The sequence below is a fragment of the Streptomyces sp. NBC_01506 genome, assembly GCF_045040295.1.
In the GTDB taxonomy this organism is placed as follows: Bacteria; Actinomycetota; Actinomycetes; order Streptomycetales; family Streptomycetaceae; genus Streptomyces.
Genome location: NZ_CP109422.1, coordinates 7,883,160 through 7,904,737 on the forward strand (window position 1 = coordinate 7,883,160; position 21,578 = coordinate 7,904,737).

19 protein-coding genes are annotated in these 21,578 nt (G+C 70.3%); 16 read left to right on the plus strand and 3 right to left on the minus strand.

The window, feature by feature from the left end:
- Window positions 1-69: 69 nt before the first annotated feature.
- A complete protein-coding gene (locus tag OG329_RS35415) occupies window positions 70-2,283 on the minus strand; it encodes an elongation factor G-like protein EF-G2 (protein WP_405800692.1) in 2,214 nt (737 codons plus the stop codon).
- Window positions 2,284-2,568: 285 nt separating this feature from the next.
- Between OG329_RS35415 and pgsA the strand changes: the two genes are divergently transcribed.
- The 15 genes from pgsA to OG329_RS35490 all read left to right on the plus strand — a co-directional run bounded on the left by pgsA (window position 2,569) and on the right by OG329_RS35490 (window position 18,136).
- On the plus strand, window positions 2,569-3,225 hold the full coding sequence (pgsA, locus tag OG329_RS35420; protein WP_405802193.1) for a phosphatidylinositol phosphate synthase: 657 nt from the start codon (window positions 2,569-2,571) through the stop codon (window positions 3,223-3,225).
- Window positions 3,222-4,175 (plus strand): phosphatidylinositol mannoside acyltransferase, encoded by a 954-nt coding sequence (locus OG329_RS35425; protein WP_405800693.1) that lies wholly within the window; start codon window positions 3,222-3,224, stop codon window positions 4,173-4,175. Before pgsA ends, OG329_RS35425 begins: the two co-directional genes overlap by 4 nt.
- The gene (locus OG329_RS35430) at window positions 4,172-5,335 is read left to right on the plus strand and encodes a glycosyltransferase family 4 protein (protein ID WP_405800694.1); all 1,164 of its coding nucleotides are present in this window, start codon (window positions 4,172-4,174) and stop codon (window positions 5,333-5,335) included. Before OG329_RS35425 ends, OG329_RS35430 begins: the two co-directional genes overlap by 4 nt.
- A 138-nt stretch (window positions 5,336-5,473) precedes the next feature.
- On the plus strand, window positions 5,474-6,019 hold the full coding sequence (locus OG329_RS35435) for a hypothetical protein (RefSeq protein WP_405800695.1): 546 nt from the start codon (window positions 5,474-5,476) through the stop codon (window positions 6,017-6,019).
- Window positions 6,020-6,145: 126 nt separating this feature from the next.
- Complete coding sequence (pdxS, locus tag OG329_RS35440; protein WP_405800696.1) at window positions 6,146-7,057, plus strand: pyridoxal 5'-phosphate synthase lyase subunit PdxS; 912 nt, start codon at window positions 6,146-6,148, stop codon at window positions 7,055-7,057.
- Complete coding sequence (gene pdxT, locus OG329_RS35445) at window positions 7,047-7,652, plus strand: pyridoxal 5'-phosphate synthase glutaminase subunit PdxT (protein WP_405800698.1); 606 nt, start codon at window positions 7,047-7,049, stop codon at window positions 7,650-7,652. Before pdxS ends, pdxT begins: the two co-directional genes overlap by 11 nt.
- A 62-nt stretch (window positions 7,653-7,714) precedes the next feature.
- A complete protein-coding gene (locus tag OG329_RS35450; RefSeq protein ID WP_405800699.1) occupies window positions 7,715-8,467 on the plus strand; it encodes a YebC/PmpR family DNA-binding transcriptional regulator in 753 nt (250 codons plus the stop codon).
- A 174-nt stretch (window positions 8,468-8,641) separates the two neighbouring features.
- Complete coding sequence (gene ruvC / locus OG329_RS35455; RefSeq protein ID WP_405800700.1) at window positions 8,642-9,199, plus strand: crossover junction endodeoxyribonuclease RuvC; 558 nt, start codon at window positions 8,642-8,644, stop codon at window positions 9,197-9,199.
- Window positions 9,196-9,822, plus strand: coding sequence for a Holliday junction branch migration protein RuvA (ruvA, locus tag OG329_RS35460; protein ID WP_405800702.1), 627 nt, complete (start codon window positions 9,196-9,198; stop codon window positions 9,820-9,822). Before ruvC ends, ruvA begins: the two co-directional genes overlap by 4 nt.
- Before the next feature lie 97 nt (window positions 9,823-9,919).
- Entirely contained in the window at window positions 9,920-11,053 is a 1,134-nt protein-coding gene (ruvB, locus tag OG329_RS35465) for a Holliday junction branch migration DNA helicase RuvB (protein ID WP_405800704.1), read from the plus strand.
- A gap of 162 nt (window positions 11,054-11,215) precedes the next feature.
- Window positions 11,216-11,743 (plus strand): preprotein translocase subunit YajC, encoded by a 528-nt coding sequence (gene yajC / locus OG329_RS35470; protein ID WP_405800705.1) that lies wholly within the window; start codon window positions 11,216-11,218, stop codon window positions 11,741-11,743.
- A gap of 144 nt (window positions 11,744-11,887) precedes the next feature.
- Complete coding sequence (gene secD, locus OG329_RS35475) at window positions 11,888-13,651, plus strand: protein translocase subunit SecD (RefSeq protein ID WP_405800706.1); 1,764 nt, start codon at window positions 11,888-11,890, stop codon at window positions 13,649-13,651.
- A gap of 1 nt (window position 13,652) precedes the next feature.
- Window positions 13,653-14,792, plus strand: a complete 1,140-nt coding sequence (gene secF / locus OG329_RS35480) for a protein translocase subunit SecF (protein ID WP_405800708.1) — start codon at window positions 13,653-13,655, stop codon at window positions 14,790-14,792.
- Window positions 14,789-15,334 carry an adenine phosphoribosyltransferase gene (locus OG329_RS35485; protein ID WP_405800710.1) on the plus strand — a complete coding sequence of 182 codons (546 nt, stop codon included), beginning with the start codon at window positions 14,789-14,791 and terminating at the stop codon, window positions 15,332-15,334. The genes secF and OG329_RS35485 overlap by 4 nt, the downstream gene beginning before the upstream one ends.
- 171 nt (window positions 15,335-15,505) lie before the next feature.
- Window positions 15,506-18,136: a RelA/SpoT family protein gene (locus OG329_RS35490; RefSeq protein WP_405800711.1), complete on the plus strand. Its 2,631-nt coding sequence runs from the start codon at window positions 15,506-15,508 to the stop codon at window positions 18,134-18,136.
- A 94-nt stretch (window positions 18,137-18,230) separates the two neighbouring features.
- On the opposite strand, the gene OG329_RS35495 is transcribed toward OG329_RS35490, so the two are convergent.
- Complete coding sequence (locus tag OG329_RS35495; protein WP_405800713.1) at window positions 18,231-19,460, minus strand: DUF349 domain-containing protein; 1,230 nt, start codon at window positions 19,458-19,460, stop codon at window positions 18,231-18,233.
- A gap of 258 nt (window positions 19,461-19,718) precedes the next feature.
- Window positions 19,719-20,507 (minus strand): peptidylprolyl isomerase, encoded by a 789-nt coding sequence (locus OG329_RS35500; protein WP_405800714.1) that lies wholly within the window; start codon window positions 20,505-20,507, stop codon window positions 19,719-19,721.
- Window positions 20,508-20,864: 357 nt separating this feature from the next.
- On the opposite strand from OG329_RS35500, the gene OG329_RS35505 reads away from it, so the two are divergent.
- Window positions 20,865-21,578, plus strand: a complete 714-nt coding sequence (locus OG329_RS35505) for an MBL fold metallo-hydrolase (protein ID WP_405800715.1) — start codon at window positions 20,865-20,867, stop codon at window positions 21,576-21,578.

The following is a 21,578-nucleotide window of genomic DNA, read 5'->3' on the forward strand; positions in this document are numbered from 1 at the left end:
ACAGCGTAACCGGGGCACACCCCCCGCGTCAGGGAGAATCCGGCCGGGGCGGCCCACGGTCGCGTCGGCTCAGGCCACCACGGCCGCTCCGGCGCCCTCGCGGAACCGGTCGGCCAACTGGGGCGGCATCGCCTCGTGCCGGGCGTACGCGCGGCTGAACCGGCCCGTGCCGTGCGACACCGACCGCAGGTCGATCGCGTACCGGCCGATCTCGATCTCCGGCACCTCGGCCCGTACGGCCGTCCGCCCCTGCCCGGCCTGATCGGTGCCGACGACCCGGCCGCGCCGCCCCGACAGATCGCTCATCACGTGGCCCACGTACTCGTCGGGGACCACCACCTCCACCGTGGCGACGGGTTCGAGCAGTTCGATACGGGCACGGGCGGACGCCTCGCGCAGCGCGAGCGCGCCGGCCGTCTGGAAGGCGGCGTCGGAGGAGTCCACGGAGTGCGACTTGCCGTCGACCAGCGTCACCCGCACATCGACCAGCGGATGCCCGGCGGCGACGCCGCGCGCGGCCTGCGCCCGTACCCCCTTCTCCACGGAGGGGACGAACTGCCGGGGCACCGCGCCGCCGACGACCTTGTCCACGAACTCGAAACCGGACCCGGCGGGCAGCGGATCGACCTCGATCTCGCAGATCGCGAACTGACCGTGGCCGCCGGACTGTTTGACATGCCGCCCGCGCCCGGCCGCCGGCTCGCCGAACGTCTCCCGTAGGGAGACCTTGTGCGGTACGACATCGACCTGGACGCCGTAGCGGTGGCGCAGCCGCTCCAGCGCCACCTGCATGTGCGCCTCGCCGAGGCACCACAGGACGACCTGGCGGGTGGCCTGATTCTGCTCCAGACGCATCGTCGGATCCTCGGCGGCGAGCCGCGCGAGCCCCTGCGACAGCTTGTCCTCGTCCGAGGTGCTGTGCGCCTGAACGGCGAGCGGCAGCAGCGGGTCGGGCATCGCCCAGGGCCGCATCAGCAGGGGGTCGTCCGTGGCGGAGAGCGTGTCGCCGGTCTCGGCGTGCGACAGCTTCGCCACACACGCCAGATCGCCCGCGATACAACTGTCCAGTGCGCGCTGCTGTTTGCCGAAGGGCGCCGTCAGCGCGCCGATCCGCATCTCCACGTCGTGGTCCTCGTGCCCCCGGTCGGCGAGACCGTGCCCGGAGACATGGACCGTCTCGTCGGGCCGCAGGGTGCCGGAGAAGACCCGGACGAGGGAGAGCCGGCCCACGTACGGGTCCGAAGCCGTCTTCACCACCTCGGCGACCAGTGGACCGCGCGGGTCGCAGCTCGGACGGGGCCGTGCGGAGCCGTGCGGGGTGGTGACCTCGGGGGCGGGGCGCTCCAGCGGGGTGGGGAAGCCACCGGTGATCAGTTCGAGCAGTTCGACCGTGCCGAGCCCCTGGCGGGCACCGGCGGCGGCCGGCGCCGCCGCGAGGACGGGGTGGAAGACGCCGCGGGCGACGGCCTTCTCCAGATCGTTCACGAGGGTGCGCCCGTCGATCTCGCCACCGCCCAGATAGCGCTCCATCAGGGTCTCGTCCTCGCTCTCGGCGATGATCCCCTCGATCAGCCGGTCGCGGGCGTCGTTGATGGACGGCAGCCTGCCGGGATCGGGCGCCAGCTCCTCGCGGGTGCCCGACGAGTAGTCGTAGATCTTGCGTGAGAGCAGTCCGGTGAGCCCGGTGACCTGTGCGTGCCCGTCGGGCCCCTCGGGGCCGTACAGCGGCTGGTGGAGCGGCAGGACGGCGTCGGGGTCGTCGCCGCCGAAGATCCGGCCGCAGACCCGGGTCAGCTCCTCGAAGCCGACGCGGGCGGTCTCCAGATGCGTCACGACGATCGCGCGCGGCATGCCGACGGCGGCGCACTCCTCCCACACCGCGCGGGTGGCGCCGGCCACCGCCTGAGGCTCCTGGGCGGCCGAGACGACGAACAGGGCCGCGTCCGCGGCACGCAGACCGGCCCTCAACTCCCCGACGAAATCCGCGTAGCCGGGGGTGTCCAGCAGATTGATCTTGCATCCGCCCCACTCCAGTGGGACGAGGGACAACTGCACGGAACGCTGCTGCCGGTGCTCGATCTCGTCGTAGTCCGAGACGGTGCCGCCGTCCTCCACGCGGCCCGCGCGGGTCAGCGCCCCGGCGGTCAGCGCCAGGGCCTCCACGAGAGTCGTCTTGCCGGATCCGCTGTGGCCGACCAGCACCACGTTCCGTACGCGGGAGGGCCGGTCGGCCGTCGTCGCCCTTCCGGCGGCCCCGGGATGTCCGTTCGCCTTGTCGCCCATGATCATGCCTCCCGATCGATCGCACGGTGAGGAGCAGGGCGCGGGCAACGGGAGCCGCGCGGCAGCTCCGGCGATGCCCACGGTGGTCCTTCGAGCTTTCCACTCGGCACGGCCCGCGTCCATATCTGGGGCGCGCGGGCGCGGGGGCGGACGGGCGGTGAACGCGGCCCGTCCGGTGATCGAAGACGAGCGTGGGCTCCCCGGCGGTGGCGGGTCCGCGGCGTGGCTACGATGGGCCAGCCGGTGACCGATGGGGCCGCCGGCCCACCGACCGTCGGGAAGGCCATGCTGAACAAGTACGCGCGTGCATTCTTTACGCGTGTCCTCACCCCGTTCGCCGCGTTTCTGCTCCGCCGGGGGGTGAGTCCCGACGCTGTGACGCTCATCGGTACGGCGGGAGTGATGGCCGGCGCGCTGTTCTTCTTCCCCCGCGGAGAGTTCTTCTGGGGCACCATCGTCATCACGCTTTTCGTCTTCTCGGACCTCGTCGACGGCAACATGGCGCGGCAGGCCGGGGTCTCCAGCCGGTGGGGGGCCTTCCTGGACTCCACGCTCGACCGGGTCGCCGACAGCGCGGTCTTCGGCGGATTCGCGCTCTGGTACGCGGGCAACGGCGACAACAACGTGCTGTGCGCCGTGTCGATCTTCTGTCTGGCGAGCGGCCAGGTCGTCTCGTACACGAAGGCCCGCGGCGAGTCCATCGGGCTGCCGGTGGCGGTCAACGGGCTCATCGAGCGCGCCGAGCGTCTGGTCATCTCGCTGGTCGCGGCGGGTCTCGCGGGGCTGCACGCCTTCGGCGTGCCCGGGATCGACGTCCTGCTGCCGATCGCGCTGTGGGTGGTGGCGGTGGGCTCCCTGGTGACGCTCGGGCAGCGGGTGGTGACCGTACGGCGCGAGGCCGCCGAGGCGGACGCCGCCGCCGCGAGCGAGTCCGCCTCATGAGCGGCGCGCGGGACCGGCTGGTCGACGGGCTGTACGGGCTCGGCTGGAGCACCGTCAAGAAGCTCCCCGAACCGGCCGCCGACGCACTCGGCAGGACCATCGCCGACACCGTGTGGAAGCGGCGCGGCACGAATGTGCTGCGGCTCGAGTCGAATCTGGCCCGGGTGGTGCCGGAGGCGAGCCCCGAGCGCCTGGCGGAGCTGTCGAAGGCCGGGATGCGCTCGTACATGCGGTACTGGATGGAGTCGTTCCGGCTGCCTGTCTGGTCCGCGGAGCGGGTGCGGGTCAGCGTCGAGATCAAGGACATCCATCTGCTGACCGAGGGGCTTCAGAGCGGGCGGGGCGTCGTACTGGCCCTGCCGCATCTGGCCAACTGGGATCTGGCCGGGGCGTGGCTGACCCGGGGGATGGGCGTTCCGTTCACCACCGTCGTGGAACGGCTCAAACCCGAATCACTCTTCGACCGCTTCGTCGAATACCGCGAGAGCCTTGGTATGGAGGTGCTGCCGCACACCGGTGGCAGCGCCTTCGGGACGCTCGCCAGGCGGCTGCGGGCCGGTGGCCTGGTGTGTCTGGTCGCCGACCGCGATCTGTCGGCGTCGGGCGTGGAGGTGACGTTCTTCGGTGAGAAGACACGGATGCCGGCCGGACCCGCGATGCTGGCGCAGCAGACGGGGGCGCTGCTGTTCCCGGTGACGCTCAACTTCGACGGTCCGAAGCTCATGCGGGGGCGGGTGTATCCGGCCGTCGAGGTACCTGAGACAGGTAAGCGGGCCGAAAAGTCGTCTGTGATGACACAGGCCGTGGCGGACGTGTTCGCCACCGGAATCGCCGAGCACCCGGAGGACTGGCACATGCTGCAACGTCTCTGGCTCGCCGACCTCGAACCACGTACCGCCGAGAGCACGGGGGCCGCGGAGACCGCCGAGAGGGCCGGGGGGACCGCGTGAAGATCGGCATCGTCTGCCCGTACTCCTGGGACGTACCGGGCGGAGTGCAGTTCCACATCAGGGATCTGGCGGACCATCTGATCCGGCTCGGCCACGAGGTCTCGGTGCTCGCGCCCGCCGACGACGAGACACCGCTCCCGCCGTTCGTGGTGTCCGCCGGGCGGGCCGTGCCCGTCCCGTACAACGGCTCCGTCGCCCGGCTGAACTTCGGCTTCCTCGCGGCCGCCCGGGTACGGCGCTGGCTGCACGACGGCACCTTCGACGTCATCCACATCCACGAGCCCACGGCGCCCTCGCTCGGACTGCTCACCTGCTGGGCGGCGCAGGGACCGATCGTCGCGACGTTCCACACCTCGAACCCGCGCTCGCGCGTGATGCTCGCCGCGTACCCGATCCTCCAGCCGGCACTGGAGAAGATAAGCGCGCGGATCGCCGTCAGCGAGTACGCGCGGCGCACACTGGTCGAGCACCTGGGCGGCGACGCCGTCGTCATCCCCAACGGTGTCGACGTCGGCTTCTTCGCCGGGGCCGAGGTCAACCCCGATTGGCAGGGCGGCACGATCGGCTTCATAGGGCGCATCGACGAACCCCGCAAGGGGCTGCCCGTCCTGATGAAGGCCCTGCCGAAGATCCTCGACGCCCTCCCGGAGACCAGGCTGCTGGTCGCCGGGCGCGGCGACGAGAAGGAAGCCGTCGAGTCGCTTCCCAAGGAGATGCGCGGGCGCGTCGAATTCCTCGGCATGGTCAGCGACGAGGACAAGGCGCGGCTGCTGCGCAGTGTCGACCTGTACGTGGCGCCCAACACCGGGGGCGAGAGCTTCGGCATCGTCCTGGTCGAGGCGCTGTCGGCGGGCGCGGCGGTGCTGGCGAGCGACCTGGACGCGTTCGCGCAGGTCCTGGACCAGGGCGCGGCCGGGGAGCTGTTCGCCAACGAGGACGCGGACGCCCTGGCGGAGGCGGCGGTACGGCTCCTGGGCGACCCGGAGCGCCGCGAGGCACTGCGGGAGCGCGGCAGCGCGCATGTGCGGCGGTTCGACTGGTCGACGGTGGGCGCGGACATTCTGGCGGTGTACGAGACGGTGACCGACGGCGCGGCGTCGGTGGCCACGGACGAACGCGTCGGCCTGCGCGCCCGCTTCGGCCTGGCGACCCGCGACTGAGCTGCCGCCGCCTGCCTCTTTGGAAGGCGGTGTCCTCAATCGCCGGACGGGCTGATTGTTGTGCCCTCAATCGCCGGGCGGGCTGCATGTTGGGGCGGGGTGGGGGAATCCGCCCCGGCCACCAGTAGCCTGCCGTTCGTGACCGAAACCCTGATCTGGATCTTCGCCGGGCTGTTGGCGATCGGCCTCTATCTGAGCTGGACCGCCGGCCGCCTCGACCGTCTGCACTCACGGATCGACGCCGCCCGCGCCTCCCTCGACGCCCAACTCCTGCGCCGCGCCTCGGTCGCCCAGGAGTTGGCCACCGCCGGTGTTCTCGACCCCGCCGCCTCGATCGTCCTCTACCAGGGCGCGCACACCGCGCGCCAGGCCGAGGAGGAGCAACGCGAGGTGGCCGAGAGCGAGTTGAGCGAGGCCCTGCGCGCCGTGTTCGGGGAGGTCGCGCAGGTCGAGGCGGTACGGGAGGCGCCGGGCGGCGAGGAGGCCGCCAACGAGCTGGCGGCCTCCGTACGCCGCGTACCCATGGCCCGGCGCTTCCACAACGACTCCGTCCGCGCGGCCCGCGCCCTGCGCCGGCACCGCACCGTGCGCTGGTTCCGGCTCGCCGGTCACGCGCCGTTCCCGCTCGCCTTCGAGATGGACGACGAGCCGCCGGTCGCCCTGGCGGACCGCCCCGGCAGGTAGCGGAGCCGCCCAAGGGCAGCGAGAACGATCCACCGGCCTTCTATTGGCCCTTGCTGTGGACTGGTCCGGAGAGGTTGGCTCAAATTCGTCGAACCGCTCCTCTTCCGTTCCCCAGTGAGGTCAACCATGTCCAGCACACTCGCCGAGAACCAGACGCCCGAGACCGGCACCGCGCGGGTGAAGCGCGGCATGGCCGAGCAGCTCAAGGGCGGCGTGATCATGGATGTGGTCACGCCCGAGCAGGCGAAGATCGCCGAGGACGCCGGCGCGGTCGCGGTGATGGCGCTGGAGCGGGTCCCCGCCGACATCCGTAAGGACGGCGGCGTCGCGCGGATGTCCGACCCCGACATGATCGACGGCATCATCGAGGCCGTCTCGATCCCGGTGATGGCCAAGTCCCGTATCGGCCACTTCGTGGAGGCGCAGGTCCTCCAGTCGCTCGGCGTCGACTACATCGACGAGTCCGAGGTACTGACCCCGGCCGACGAGGTCAACCACGCCGACAAGTGGGCCTTCACCACGCCGTTCGTCTGCGGAGCGACCAACCTGGGCGAGGCGCTGCGCCGTATCGCCGAAGGCGCGGCCATGATCCGCTCCAAGGGCGAGGCCGGCACCGGCAACGTCGTGGAGGCCGTCCGTCATCTGCGCCAGATCAAGAACGAGATCGCCAGGCTGCGCGGCTACGACAACAACGAGCTGTACGCCGCCGCGAAGGAGCTGCGCGCCCCGTACGAGATCGTCAAGGAGGTCGCCGCGCTCGGCAAGCTGCCCGTCGTGCTGTTCTCCGCGGGCGGTGTGGCCACCCCGGCGGACGCCGCGCTGATGCGCCAGCTCGGCGCCGAGGGCGTCTTCGTCGGCTCCGGCATCTTCAAGTCGGGTGACCCGGCCAAGCGCGCGGCCGCCATCGTCAAGGCCACCACCTTCTACGACGACCCGAAGATCGTCGCGGACGCCTCGCGCAACCTCGGCGAGGCCATGGTCGGCATCAACATCGACACCCTGCCCGAGTCCGAGCACTACGCGAACCGTGGCTGGTGACCAGGGCGCCGCGCGCGGCCCGCTGATCGGCGTCCTGGCCCTCCAGGGCGACGTACGCGAGCACCTGGCGGCCCTGGCGGCGGCCGGAGCGGTGCCCACGACCGTACGGCGGCCGGACGAACTGGCCGCCGTCGACGGCCTGGTGATCCCCGGCGGCGAGTCCACGACCATGTCCAAACTGGCCGTCCTCTTCGGGATGCTTCAGCCGCTGCGCGAGCGCGTACGCGCCGGGATGCCGGTCTACGGCACCTGCGCCGGTCTGATCCTGCTCGCGGAGAAGATCCTCGATCCGCGCTCGGGACAGGAGACCGTCGGCGGGATCGACATGATCGTCCGCAGGAACGCCTTCGGCCGGCAGAACGAGTCCTTCGAGGCGGCCGTCGACGTCGCGGGCGTGGGACCGGTGGACGGGGTCTTCATCCGGGCGCCGTGGGTCGAGTCCGTGGGCGCCGAGGTCCAGGTGCTGGCCGAGCACGGCGGGCATGTCGTCGCCGTACGGCAGGGCGCCGCCCTCGCGACGGCGTTCCACCCGGAACTCACCGGCGACCACCGGCTGCACGGCTTCTTTACGGAGATGGTGCGCTCCGCGGGGTGAGGCGATCCCGGTAGGATCTCTGCCGAACGGAGCAGGATTGGTTACGCGAAGGAGACAGGCAGATGTCCGGCCACTCTAAATGGGCTACGACGAAGCACAAGAAGGCCGTGATCGATGCCAAGCGCGGCAAGCTCTTCGCGAAGCTGATCAAGAACATCGAGGTCGCGTCCCGCACCGGCGGCGCCGATGTCGACGGCAACCCGACCCTCTTCGACGCCATCCAGAAGGCGAAGAAGAGTTCGGTGCCGAACAAGAACATCGACTCGGCCGTCAAGCGCGGTGCCGGCCTGGAGGCCGGTGGCGCCGACTACGAGACGATCATGTACGAGGGTTACGGACCCAACGGTGTCGCCGTGCTCATCGAGTGCCTGACCGACAACCGCAACCGTGCCGCGTCCGACGTCCGCGTCGCGATGACCCGCAACGGCGGCTCGATGGCCGACCCCGGCTCCGTGTCGTACCTGTTCCACCGCAAGGGCGTCGTGATCGTCCCCAAGGGCGAGTTGGGCGAGGACGACGTCCTGGGCGCCGTCCTGGACGCGGGCGCCGAGGAAGTCAACGACCTCGGTGAGTCCTTCGAGGTGCTGAGCGAGGCCACCGACCTGGTCGAGGTCCGCACCGCGCTCCAGCAGGCCGGCATCGACTACGACTCCGCCGACACCAACTTCGTACCGACCATGCAGGTCGAGCTGGACGAGGACGGCGCACGGAAGATCTTCAAGCTGATCGACGCCCTGGAGGACAGCGACGACGTGCAGAACGTCTTCGCGAACTTCGACGTCTCGGACGAGGTCATGGAGAAGGTCGACGCCTGACGCCTGACGCTTGACCGGCGCCAACTCGGCTTCACGCGGCGGGCCGACGGGGACACACCCCCCGTCGGCCCGCCGCGTTGTCGGTGCCGACCGATACTGTGCTGATCAGGGGTTCTGACCCAGCGGCAGTACGTGTGATCGAGCGGGACCGAGAGTGTGAGGGGGAGGGGCGCGATGCGGGTACTGGGCGTGGACCCCGGACTGACGCGGTGCGGTGTCGGCGTCGTCGAGGGCGCCGCGGGGCGCCCGTTGACGATGCTCGGCGTCGGAGTCGTACGGACGGCCCCCGACGCGGACCTCGGATCACGTCTGGTCGCCATCGAGCGGGGCGTGGAAGCCTGGCTGGACGAGCACCGGCCCGAACTGGTCGCCGTGGAGCGGGTGTTCAGCCAGCACAATGTGCGTACGGTGATGGGGACGGCCCAGGCCAGCGCCGTCGCCATGCTCTGCGCCGCGCGCCGCGGCATCCCCGTCGCCCTGCACACACCCAGCGAGGTCAAGGCCGCTATCACGGGCAGCGGGCGCGCCGACAAGGCACAGGTCGGCGCCATGGTCACCCGGCTGCTGCGCCTCGACGCCCCGCCCAAACCGGCCGACGCGGCCGACGCCCTCGCCCTGGCCATCTGTCACATCTGGCGCGCCCCCGCGGTCAACCGCCTCCAGCAGGCGCACGCCGCGGCCAAGGCGGCCCGCCCCTCCAGCCCTGTTCCCGTACGGAAGGTCCCCCGATGATCGCCTTCGTCAGCGGCCCGGTGGCCGCCCTCGCCCCGACCACCGCGGTGATCGAGGTCGGCGGCGTCGGCATGCTCGTCCACTGCACCCCGGCCACCCTCGCCGGGCTGCGGATCGGCGAGGAGGCGAAGATCGCCACCTCGCTGGTCGTCCGGGAGGACTCACTCACGCTGTACGGCTTCGCCGACGACGACGAGCGCCAGACCTTCGAACTGCTCCAGACCGCGAGCGGCGTCGGTCCTCGGCTGGCCCAGGCGATGATCGCGGTGCACGCGCCGGACACACTGCGCGCCGCCGTCGCCACGGGTGACGAGAAGACGCTGACGGCCGTCCCCGGCATCGGTAAGAAGGGGGCCCAGAAGCTCCTCCTCGAACTGAAGGACCGGCTCGGCCAACCGCTCGGCACCCATATCGGCAGACAGGGCATCGGCACCCCCGCCCCCGCGTCCTGGAACGATCAGCTCCACTCGGCACTGATCGGCCTCGGGTACGCGACGAGGGAGGCCGACGAGGCGGTCGAGCTGGTCGGGCCCCAGGCCGAGGCGGCGATCGAGGCGGGCGAGGAGCCCGCCGTACCGCGACTGCTGCGCGCCGCGCTCCAGTCGCTGAACCGGACACGCTGACCAGGCCGCGCATGACCAGGCCACGCCGGTCCGGCCCGCGCCGGCCGAACTCCACGGGACCGTCCAGACACGTCCCGACTCCATGAGGTGATCCACAGTGAACTGGGACGACAGCCGCAACGGGCCGCCGGGAGGCGGCCCCCCGCCGGCCGGCTCGACCGACGGCCCCGAGGCGACCGACGGGGCCGACGGGGCCGACCGGCTCGTCGCGGCGTCGGCCGACGGCGAGGACCAGGCGGTCGAGGCGGCCCTGCGGCCCAAGTCGCTGTACGAGTTCGTCGGGCAGGAGCGCGTACGCGAACAGCTCGACCTCGTCCTGAAGGCGGCCCTCGCCCGGGGTGCCACCGCCGACCATGTCCTGCTCTCCGGCGCCCCCGGCCTCGGCAAGACCACCCTCTCCATGATCATCGCCGCCGAGATGGGCGCCCCGATCCGCATCACCTCGGGCCCCGCCATCCAGCACGCGGGCGACCTCGCCGCGATCCTCTCCTCCCTCCAGGAGGGAGAGGTCCTGTTCCTCGACGAGATCCACCGGATGTCCCGGCCCGCCGAGGAAATGCTCTACATGGCCATGGAGGACTTCCGCGTCGACGTCATCGTCGGCAAGGGCCCCGGCGCCACCGCCATCCCGCTGGAGCTGCCGCCGTTCACCCTCGTCGGCGCCACCACCAGGGCCGGACTGCTGCCGCCCCCGCTGCGCGACCGCTTCGGATTCACCGCCCAGATGGAGTTCTACGAGCCCGCCGAGCTGGAACGGGTGATCCACCGCTCCGCCCATCTGCTCGACCTTCAGATCGACACGGACGGGGCCGCCGAGATCGCCGGGCGCTCACGCGGCACGCCCCGTATCGCCAACCGGCTGCTGCGCCGGGTCCGCGACTACGCGCAGGTCAAGGCCGAGGGCTACATCAACCGCGAGATCGCCGGGGCAGCCCTTCGGGTGTACGAGGTGGACGAACGGGGCCTCGATCGCCTCGACCGGGCCGTGCTCCAGGCCCTGCTCAAACTGTTCGGCGGCGGACCGGTCGGCCTGTCGACCCTCGCCGTCGCGGTGGGGGAGGAGCGTGAGACCGTCGAGGAGGTCGCCGAGCCCTTCCTCGTACGGGAGGGCCTGCTCGCCCGTACCCCGCGCGGGCGGGTCGCGACCCCCGCCGCCTGGGCGCACCTGGGGCTCACACCGCCCCGCCCGGGGCCGGGCGCAAGCGGACAACCGGGGTTGTTCGGGGCGTGAGCGCGCGGACACTCGCCACAGCAGGAACCCCGGTGCCATGCTGGGCGTTGTTCCAATGATGCGGACTCGCTTAGACTCCGCCGATGCCGCCCTTAAAGGTCGGCTACCCACCCCCGTATACCAGGCCGCTCGACAGCGGTCGTGCGAAGGAAGTTCCCTCCCGTGAGTCTCGTGACCCTCCTCCCCTTCATCGTGCTCATCGGGGCCATGTTCCTGATGACCCGGTCCGCCAAGAAGAAGCAGCAGGCGGCTGCGCAGATGCGCAATGAGATGCAGCCCGGCACCGGTGTCAGGACGATCGGGGGCATGTACGCCACCGTCAAGGAAGTTCACGACGACACGGTCCTCCTTGAGGTCGCCCCGGCCGTCCACGCCGTGTACGCGAAGAACTCCATCGGCGCGGTCCTCACCGACGCGGAGTACAACCGCATCGTGCACGGCGACGAGGAGGAGCTGGAGGACGACGCTCCCGTCGTTCCCGACGACGCCTCCTCGCTGACCGAGGACGCCGACGTCTCGAAGATCGACCTGGGCAAGAAGGACGAGGCCGACGAGGCTGCGGACGCCGTGGCCGACGATGTCGAGGCGCCCAAGGCCGACGCGGACGCGGACGCGGAGAAGGCCGGCTCCGACGACGACGCCTCCGCCAAGGAAGCCACCAAGGCCGACGGCGAGAGCGGCGCGAAGTAGTCACGTCCGGCACCGTGCTGCGCCCCCGGGCGCACCGCGGCTCCCGGACCATGCCGACATTCGCGTGGGCAGGTCCCCACAACACTTCGTTGCCGCTCCGTCGCTCACCCGGCGTGGGGCGGTTGGACAGGGAGAAACGAAAAGGTGGCAGCACCTCAGAAGGGCCGAAGGCAGACGGGGGCCCCGGGAAAGCCGGGGCGCACCCTGATTCTGTTCCTGATCGCGATGATCGCCCTTGTCGGAGGGATGTTCGGGGCGGGCGAGCTGACGCCGCGCCTGGGCATCGACCTCGCCGGCGGGACGACCATCACGCTCAAGGCCAAGAGCTCGCCGGGCCAGGCGAACGCGGTCAACGAGACCAACATGAACACCGCGGTCGGCATCATCGAGCGTCGTGTGAACGGTCTCGGCGTTCAGGAGGCCGAGGTTCAGACCCAGGGATCCGACAACATCATTGTCAACATCCCCAAGGGCACGAACTCCGAGCAGGCTCGTGAGCAGGTCGGCACCACCGCTCAGCTCTACTTCCGGCCGGTCCTGACCCTCGGACCCGGTGACCCCGCCGCGACGCAGCCGCCGCCGGACGCGAGCCCGGCTCCCAGCGCCGATTCGTCGACGAGCCCGAGCCCTTCCGGGAGCGACAAGCCGGCCGACAAGCCGGCCGAGTCCCCCAGCCCCTCGGAGACGACCCAGGGCCGCCCCCTGACGGACGACCTCAAGGCCGACGCGACTCCCACCCCCAGCGGCTCCGCCTCCGACACCCCGGCGCCCAGCGACACCGCGGCGCCGCCCGCGGACCCCGCGACGGAGAAGCTCCAGGCCGATTTCACCGCGCTCGACTGCACGAACGAGAAGGCCAGGGGCGCCCTCGGGGACAACGCCAAGCCGGACCAGCCGACGCTCGCCTGCGGCGAGAACGACGGGGTGTGGGAGAAGTACATCCTCGGCCCGGCCGAGGTGGGCGGCAAGGACGTCGACGACGCCAACGCCACCATCAACCAGCAGACCGGCCAGTGGATCGTCCAGATGGACTTCACGGGCGGTGGCTCCAAGAAGTTCCAGTCGATCACCAGCAAGCTCTCGCAGCAGCAGGCGCCGCAGAACCAGTTCGCCATCGTCCTCGACGGCGAGGTCGTCTCGGCGCCCTCGGTGCGCCAGACGCTGAGCGCCAACGCGGAGATCTCCGGCAACTTCACCCAGGAGTCCGCGCAGGACCTGGGCAACATCCTGTCGTACGGCGCGCTGCCCCTCACCTTCCAGGAAGAGACCGTCACCACGGTCACCGCCGCGCTCGGCGGTGAGCAGTTGCACGCCGGTCTGATCGCCGGCGCCATCGGTCTCGCCCTGGTGATCATCTACCTGGTGCTCTACTACCGGGGTCTCGCGCTGATCGCCATCGTCAGCCTGCTGGCCTCGGCGGTCATGACGTACGCGATCATGACGCTGCTCGGGCCGGGTATCGGCTTCGCCCTCAACCTCCCCGCGGTGTGTGGTGCGATCGTTGCGATCGGCATCACGGCGGACTCGTTCATCGTGTACTTCGAACGAATCCGTGACGAGATCAGAGAGGGCCGTACGCTGCGGCCCGCCGTCGAGCGTGCCTGGCCGAGGGCCCGGCGCACGATCCTGGTCTCCGACTTCGTGTCGTTCCTCGCCGCGGCCGTGCTGTTCACCGTCACCGTCGGCAAGGTGCAGGGCTTCGCGTTCACGCTCGGCCTGACCACGGTCCTCGACGTCGTCGTCGTGTTCTTCTTCACGAAGCCGGTCATGACGCTGGTCGCCCGTACGAAGTTCTTCTCCGGCGGCGGCTCGTGGTCCGGTCTCGACCCGAAGCGTCTCGGGGCCAAACCACCGTTGCGCCGCAGCACCCGCCGTCTCAGCGCCCCCACCGACCCGAAGGAGGCGTGAGATGTCGCGACTCGGAGATCTCGGCGCCCGGCTCTACCGCGGCGAGGTCGGCTACGACTTCGTCGGGAAGCGCAAGTTCTGGTACGCGCTCTCGATCCTCATCACCATCGCGGCCATCGCGGGCCTCGCGGTGCGCGGGCTCAACATGGGCATCGAGTTCAAGGGCGGTGCCGTCTTCAACACCCCGAAGACGAGCATCTCCGTGTCCGCGGCGCAGGAGCACGCGGAAGCGGCCTCCGGCCATGACGCGATCGTCCAGAAGCTCGGCAACGGCGGACTGCGTATCCAGGTCACCGAGCTGAACACGTCGCAGGCCGACAAGGTGCAGGACCAGCTCTCCAAGGATCTGGACATCCCCAAGGAGAAGATCAACGCCGACCTGGTCGGGCCGAGCTGGGGCAAGCAGATCGCCAACAAGGCGTGGACGGGTCTCGGGATCTTCATGGTCCTGGTGGTGATCTATCTGGCGATCGCCTTCGAATGGAGAATGGCGGTCGCGGCGCTCATCGCCCTGATCCATGACCTCACGATCACGGTCGGTGTGTACGCGCTGGTCGGCTTCGAGGTCACGCCGGGCACGGTGATCGGTCTGCTGACCATTCTCGGTTACTCCCTCTACGACACGGTCGTGGTCTTCGACAGCCTCAAGGAGGGGTCGAAGGACATCACCAAGCAGACGCGCTTCACCTACAGCGAGGTCGCCAACCGCAGCATCAACTCCACCCTGGTGCGCTCCATCAACACCACCGTGGTCGCCCTGCTGCCGGTCGCCGGTCTGCTGTTCATCGGTGGCGGTGTCCTCGGCGCCGGCATGCTGAACGACATCTCGCTGTCGCTGTTCGTCGGCCTCGCCGCCGGCGCGTACTCGTCGATCTTCATCGCCACTCCGCTGGTCGCCGACCTCAAGGAGCGCGAGCCGCAGATAAAGGCACTGAGCAAGCGGGTCCTGGCCAAGCGGAAGGCCGCCGCGGCCAAGGGCGAGTCGCCCGATCTGGCGTACGACGGTGCCGACGCGCCCCGGGACGCCGAGCCGGACGACGACGAGGCGCCCACGCAGGACGCGCCGCCCGCCGCCGCGGTCGCGGGTCCCCGCAGCCATGGGGGCCGTGGCCGGGGCCGTGCCTCTGGGAAGCGTCGATGACCGACGACAGCACGAGGGAACTGCTCCTCAGCCGGATCCGTGACGTGCCCGACTATCCGAAGCCGGGTGTGATGTTCAAGGACATCACACCGCTGCTCGCGGACCCGAAGGCGTTCACGGCGCTCACCGACGCGCTCGCTGAGCTGTCGGTACGGCACGGTGCCACGAAGATCGTCGGCCTGGAGGCACGCGGCTTCATCCTGGCCGCGCCGGTCGCGGTCCGGGCCGGTATCGGCTTCATCCCCGTCCGCAAGGCGGGGAAGCTGCCGGGTGCGACGCTGTCGCAGACCTACGACCTGGAGTACGGCAGCGCCGAGATGGAGGTCCACGCCGAGGACCTTCAGGAGGGCGACCGCGTCATCGTCATCGACGACGTGCTCGCCACCGGCGGCACCGCCGGGGCCTCGGTCGAGCTCGTACGCCGGGCCGGCGCCGAGGTGGTGGCGGTGGCCGTCCTGCTGGAGCTGGGCTTCCTCGGCGGCAGGTCCCGTCTGGAGCCGCATCTGCGGGACGCTCCGCTGGAGGCACTGATCAAGGTCTGAGGCCACGGCCTGAAACGCGACATAAGCGGACGCTCCGGGAATTCCACCCGGGGCGTCCGCGTTTTCACTCCACCGGGCGGAATCCCTCCGCGCGAGCACCGGCGCCATGAGGTCGTTACCATGGCCGTTCCGGACCTGACCGGGGGACCCGGAAACGCACGAGGAGCGCTCTTGCCAGACGAGGCCCAGCCACTCGCCGCCGCCCAGCCCGATCCGCACGCAGAGAAGGCCACGGCGGCGCCTGCCACGCCGCAGAAGCAGGCGGACGGGGCGAGGACGGCTGCGCACACGCCTGCCGAGCACAACGGCGCCGGGCGCAACGGTTCCCGGCCGGCCTCCAAGCCGGTGGACCCGGCGACCACCTCGGCCCCCGCTCCCGCCCCCGCTCCCGCCCCCGCTCCCGCCCCGGCTCCGGTGCCGGGCTCCGCGCCCGCCAAGAGCCAGCTCCCGGTCCCCGTCACCGCGCCCAAGCCCGCCCCCGCCGCCCCCTCGCGCTCCGGCGGCTCCTCCAACCGCGTACGCGCCCGGCTGGCCCGCCTGGGCGTCCAGCGCTCGTCGCCGTACAACCCGGTCCTCGAACCGCTGCTGCGGACCGTGCGCATCAACGACCCCAAGATCGACACCGCCGTCCTGCGCCAGATCGAGCGCGCCTACCAGGTCGCCGAGCGCTGGCACCGCGGCCAGAAGCGCAAGAGCGGCGACCCGTACATCACCCACCCCCTCGCCGTGACGACGATCCTCGCCGAGCTGGGCATGGACCCGGCGACGCTGATGGCCGGGCTGCTGCACGACACCGTCGAGGACACCGAGTACGGCCTGGACACGCTGCGCAAGGACTTCGGCGACCAGGTGGCCCTCCTGGTCGACGGCGTGACCAAGCTCGACAAGGTCAAGTTCGGCGAGGCCGCCCAGGCCGAGACCGTACGCAAGATGGTCGTCGCCATGGCCAAGGACCCGCGTGTCCTGGTCATCAAGCTCGCCGACCGGCTGCACAACATGCGCACCATGCGCTATCTCAAGCGGGAGAAGCAGGAGAAGAAGGCCCGCGAGACGCTGGAGATCTACGCTCCGCTGGCCCACCGCCTGGGCATGAACACCATCAAGTGGGAGCTGGAGGACCTCGCCTTCGCGATCCTCTACCCCAAGATGTACGACGAGATCGTCCGGCTTGTCGCCGAGCGGGCGCCCAAGCGTGACGAGTATCTGGCCATAGTGACCGACGAGGTCCAGTCGGATCTGCGCGCCGCCCGTATCAAGGCCACCGTCACCGGCAGGCCCAAGCACTACTACAGCGTCTACCAGAAGATGATCGTGCGGGGCCGGGACTTCGCCGAGATCTACGACCTGGTGGGTATTCGCGTCCTCGTCGACACGGTCCGCGACTGCTACGCGGCGCTCGGCACCGTCCACGCCCGGTGGAATCCGGTACCGGGACGGTTCAAGGACTACATCGCGATGCCCAAGTTCAACATGTACCAGTCGCTGCACACGACGGTCATCGGACCCAGCGGCAAGCCGGTCGAGCTCCAGATCCGTACGTTCGACATGCACCGCCGCGCCGAGTACGGCATCGCCGCGCACTGGAAGTACAAGCAGGAGGCCGTCGCCGGGGCGTCCAAGGTCCGTACCGACATCCCGAAGAACGTCGGCAAGGGCGCAGGCCAGGACACCGTCAACGACATGGCGTGGCTGCGGCAGTTGCTCGACTGGCAGAAGGAGACCGAGGATCCCAGCGAGTTCCTGGAGTCGCTGCGCTTCGACCTGTCGCGCAACGAGGTCTTCGTCTTCACGCCCAAGGGCGACGTCATAGCGCTGCCGGCCGGGGCCACCCCTGTCGACTTCGCCTACGCCGTCCATACGGAGGTCGGCCACCGCACCATAGGAGCGCGGGTCAACGGGCGGCTCGTCCCCCTCGAATCGACCCTCGACAACGGCGACCTGGTGGAGGTCTTCACCTCCAAGGCGTCGGGCGCCGGACCCTCGCGGGACTGGCTTGGCTTCGTCAAGTCGCCACGGGCCAGGAACAAGATCCGCGCGTGGTTCTCCAAGGAGCGCCGCGACGAGGCGATCGAGCACGGCAAGGACGCCATCGCCAAGGCGATGCGCAAGCAGAACCTGCCGATCCAGCGGATCCTCACCGGCGACTCGCTCGTCACGCTCGCGCACGAGATGCGCTACCCCGACATCTCGTCCCTGTACGCGGCGATCGGCGAGGGCCATGTCACCGCGCAGAGCGTCGTACAGAAACTCGTGCAGGCGCTCGGCGGCGAGGAGGCCGCCAACGAGGACATCGCCGAGAGCGCGCCGCCCTCGCGCGGACGCTCCAAGCGCCGCTCGAGCAGTGACCCCGGTGTCGTCGTCAAGGGCGTCGAGGACGTGTGGGTCAAACTCGCCCGCTGTTGTACGCCGGTGCCGGGCGACCCGATCATCGGCTTCGTCACGCGTGGCAGCGGCGTCTCCGTACACCGCGCGGACTGCGTCAACGTGGACTCGCTGTCGCAGCAGCCGGAGCGGATCCTCGAAGTCGAATGGGCCCCCACCCAGTCGTCGGTCTTCCTCGTCGCCATCCAGGTCGAGGCGCTGGACCGGTCCCGGCTGCTGTCCGACGTCACCCGCGTCCTGTCCGACCAGCACGTCAACATCCTGTCGGCGGCCGTCCAGACGTCCCGCGACCGGGTCGCCACCTCGCGCTTCACCTTCGAGATGGGCGACCCGAAGCACCTGGGGCATGTGCTGAAGGCGGTACGGGGCGTGGAGGGCGTGTACGACGTCTACCGCGTCACCTCGGCCCGCAGGCCGTAGAAAGGCCACAGGGAGCCACGAAGGAGCGGCCCGGCGGTGATCCCACCGCCGGGCCGCTCCTTCGTGGCGCTTCGTTACGCGTACGGCGTCAGCGTCAGCCGCCGAACTCCTGGAGACCCTTCAACGCCTGGTCCAGCAGCGCCTGCCGGCCCTCCAGCTCCTTCGCCAGCTTGTCCGCCCTGGCGTTGTTGCCCGAGGCGCGTGCCGTGTCGATCTGCGTACGCAGCTTGTCGACGGCCGCCTGGAGCTGGCCCGTCAGACCCGTCGCACGCGCCAGCGCCTCCGGGTTCGTACGGCGCCACTCGCTCTCCTCGGACTCCTGGAGAGCCCGCTCGACCGTCTGCATCCGGCCCTCGATACGGGGCCTGGCGTCGCGCGGCACATGCCCGACCGCCTCCCAGCGCTCGTTGAGCGCCCGGAACGCGGCACGGGCCGCCTTCAGGTCCGTCACCGGGAGCAGCCGCTCCGCCTCGGTCGCCAGCTCCTCCTTGAGCTTCAGATTCTCGGTCTGCTCCGCGTCCCGCTCGGCGAAGACCTCACCACGGGCGGCGAAGAAGATGTCCTGGGCACCGCGGAAGCGGTTCCACAGATCGTCCTCGGCCTCGCGCTGCGCACGGCCCGCGGCCTTCCACTGCGTCATCAGCTCGCGGTAGCGGGCCGCCGTCCCGCCCCAGTCCGTGGAGCCCGACAGCGACTCGGCCTCCGTGACCAGCTTCTCCTTGGCCTTACGGGCCTCCTCACGCTGCGCGTCGAGCGAGGCGAAGTGCGCCTTGCGGCGCTTGGAGAACGCGGAGCGCGCGTGCGAGAAGCGGTGCCACAGCTCGTCGTCGGACTTCCGGTCGAGCCGTGGCAGGCCCTTCCAGATGTCCACCAGCGCGCGCAGCCGCTCACCGGCGGACCGCCACTGGTCGCTGACCGCCAGCTCCTCGGCCTCCGTGACCAGAGCCTGCTTCGACTCACGCGCGGCGTCCGTCTGCTTGGCCTTCTGGACCTTGCGCTCCTCGCGGCGCGCCTCGACCGTCGCGACAAGCCCGTCGAGACGCGTACGCAGCGCGGCGAGATCCCCGACCGCGTGATGCTCGTCCACCTGCGTCCGCAGATGATCGATGGCGGACTGCGCGTCCTTGGCCGACAGATCGGTGGTCTTCACCCGCCGTTCGAGAAGGCCGATCTCGACCACCAGGCCCTCGTACTTGCGCTCGAAGTAGGCCAGTGCCTCCTCGGGAGAGCCTGCCTGCCACGATCCGACGACCTGCTCGCCCTCGGCCGTGCGCACGTACACGGTGCCTGTCTCATCGACACGGCCCCACGGGTCGCTGCTCACAGCGCCTCCTCCACCTGATGCCTGCGAGGGGTGCCCCCCGGGCATCGTCCACAGTTTCCAGGACGGGCCTCGCCCGTCTTCCGCGACGCGAAAGCCGATCCGCAACAGCCGATCCGCGCGCCGCACAACGCCAATCTAGGTGACCGGCGGCCCGGCTGTCCGCACTCCGCACGGCCGAAATTCGCGGGGTCCGGCGGCGGGGCGCTCCGGTGCGGTGCGGCGGGCCGTGCCACGGGCCGCGCCGCCGGTCACCCGCGCTCACGTCTTGTCGACGGTGCCCTTCTCGATCGTGACGGCCTTCTTCGGCGGACCGTCACCCGGGGTGTCACCGGTGACACCCTCAGCGGCCACGGCCTTCACGGTCTTCAGACCCTCGGCGTCCATCGTCCCGAACGGGGTGTACGAGGGCGGCAGCTTGGTGTCCTTGAACACCAGGAAGAACTGGCTGCCACCGCTGTCCGGCTGGCCGGTATTCGCCATCGCCACCGACCCGGCGGGGTAGGTCACCGCGCCGTCCGCGGCGGGCTTGCCCAGCGCGTCCAGATTCTCGTCCGGGATCGTGTAGCCGGGACCGCCCGTGCCGTCGCCCTTGGGGTCGCCGCACTGGAGCACGAAGATGTTCTCCGTGGTCAGCCGGTGACACTTCGTGCCGTCGAAGAACTTGTCGTCGGCGAGCGACTTGAACGAGTTCACCGTTTCGGGCGTTTTCGCCGCGTCCATCGCGATACCGATGTCGCCCTGGTTCGTCTTGAGGGACATCGTGTACTTGGCCTTGGCGTCGATCGACATCTTCGGCCCGGCGGGCGCGCTCTCGGTCGGGGACGGCGGCGCCGACGGATTGTCCTGGGCGGTGTCCGCCTTGCCGTTGTCGTCCGTCAGACCCGCGATGGCGTACGCGCCGCCGCCCGCCGCCACCACGACGGCCAGCGCCGAGGCGATGACCACGTTACGGCGCCTGGCCTTGTTCCGGCTCTGCGCCCGGCGCTGCTGCTGCCGCTCGAACTTCTCCCTGGCAAGCTGGCGCCGGCGCTGCTCGCTGTTGACCACCGGGTCGTCTCCTCGTGTCTTCGTGGGCCCTGTTGAAGCCGGTGCTGAGTTGGTGCTGAAGCCGGTGCTCGGAACCAAGTCCTATGAACGCCTGACTAGCCCCTGTCCGGCAGATCTTCGGGGGTCCGGGGCGTCTGGCACGGCACCTCGCCGCGTTGTCGGAGTCATCCGAGTACGTCCAGTACGAGGATGATCCTCCGCCTTGCGATGCACCGCGCCAGACGCCCCGGCCTGATCCCCGAAGATCCGCCGGACAGGACCTAGCCCCGTACGCTATATGGGTTACCTGTGGAATGAGGAGCGCCGGTAGGCTCTGATCTGCTGCAATCTCCCGACCGACGACATTTGAGGACGATCGTGCTTATTGCCGGGTTCCCGGCCGGGGCCTGGGGGACCAACTGCTATCTGGTCGCCCCCGCCGCGGGCGAGGAGTGCGTCATCATCGACCCGGGCCATCAGGCCACCGAGGGCGTCGCGGAGACGATCGCCAAGCACCGTCTCAAGCCCGTCGCCGTCATCCTCACCCACGGCCACATCGACCATGTCGCCTCCGTCGTCCCCGTGTGCGGTGCCCATGGGGTGCCCGCGTGGATCCACCCGTCGGACCGGTACATGATGAGCGACCCCGAGAAGGCTCTCGGCCGCTCCATCGGCATGCCGCTCATGGGTGAACTCACCGTCGGGGAGCCCGACGACGTCAAGGAGTTGGGCGACGGCGCCGAGCTGGAGCTGGCCGGCCTGCGCCTCGGCGTCGCGCACGCGCCCGGCCATACGAAGGGGTCGGTGACCTTCAGGGTGCCCGAGGCGGCGGACATCCCGTCCGTCCTGTTCTCGGGCGACCTGCTGTTCGCCGGCTCCGTCGGACGCACGGACCTGCCCGGCGGCGATCCGGCCGAGCTGATCGAGTCGCTGGGCCGTGTGTGCCTGCCGCTCGACGACTCGACCGTGGTGCTGTCCGGCCACGGCCCCCAGACGACCATCGGCCGCGAGCGAGCCACCAACCCGTATCTGCGGGAGGTGGCCGCAGGCCACGGAAGCGGCGAGAGCGCCGCTCCGCGACGAGGATTGTGA

Bases quoted from the DNA above. Each gene is read 5' to 3' on its own strand.
- OG329_RS35415 (WP_405800692.1), bottom strand. From the start codon at position 2,283: ATGGGCGACAAGGCGAACGGACATCCCGGGGCCGCCGGAAGGGCGACG.
- OG329_RS35450 (WP_405800699.1), top strand. From the start codon at position 7,715: ATGTCCGGCCACTCTAAATGGGCTACGACGAAGCACAAGAAGGCCGTG.
- pdxS (WP_405800696.1), top strand. From the start codon at position 6,146: ATGTCCAGCACACTCGCCGAGAACCAGACGCCCGAGACCGGCACCGCG.
- pgsA (WP_405802193.1), top strand. From the start codon at position 2,569: ATGCTGAACAAGTACGCGCGTGCATTCTTTACGCGTGTCCTCACCCCG.
- ruvC (WP_405800700.1), top strand. From the start codon at position 8,642: ATGCGGGTACTGGGCGTGGACCCCGGACTGACGCGGTGCGGTGTCGGC.
- secF (WP_405800708.1), top strand. From the start codon at position 13,653: ATGTCGCGACTCGGAGATCTCGGCGCCCGGCTCTACCGCGGCGAGGTC.
- ruvA (WP_405800702.1), top strand. From the start codon at position 9,196: ATGATCGCCTTCGTCAGCGGCCCGGTGGCCGCCCTCGCCCCGACCACC.
- OG329_RS35485 (WP_405800710.1), top strand. From the start codon at position 14,789: ATGACCGACGACAGCACGAGGGAACTGCTCCTCAGCCGGATCCGTGAC.
- OG329_RS35425 (WP_405800693.1), top strand. From the start codon at position 3,222: ATGAGCGGCGCGCGGGACCGGCTGGTCGACGGGCTGTACGGGCTCGGC.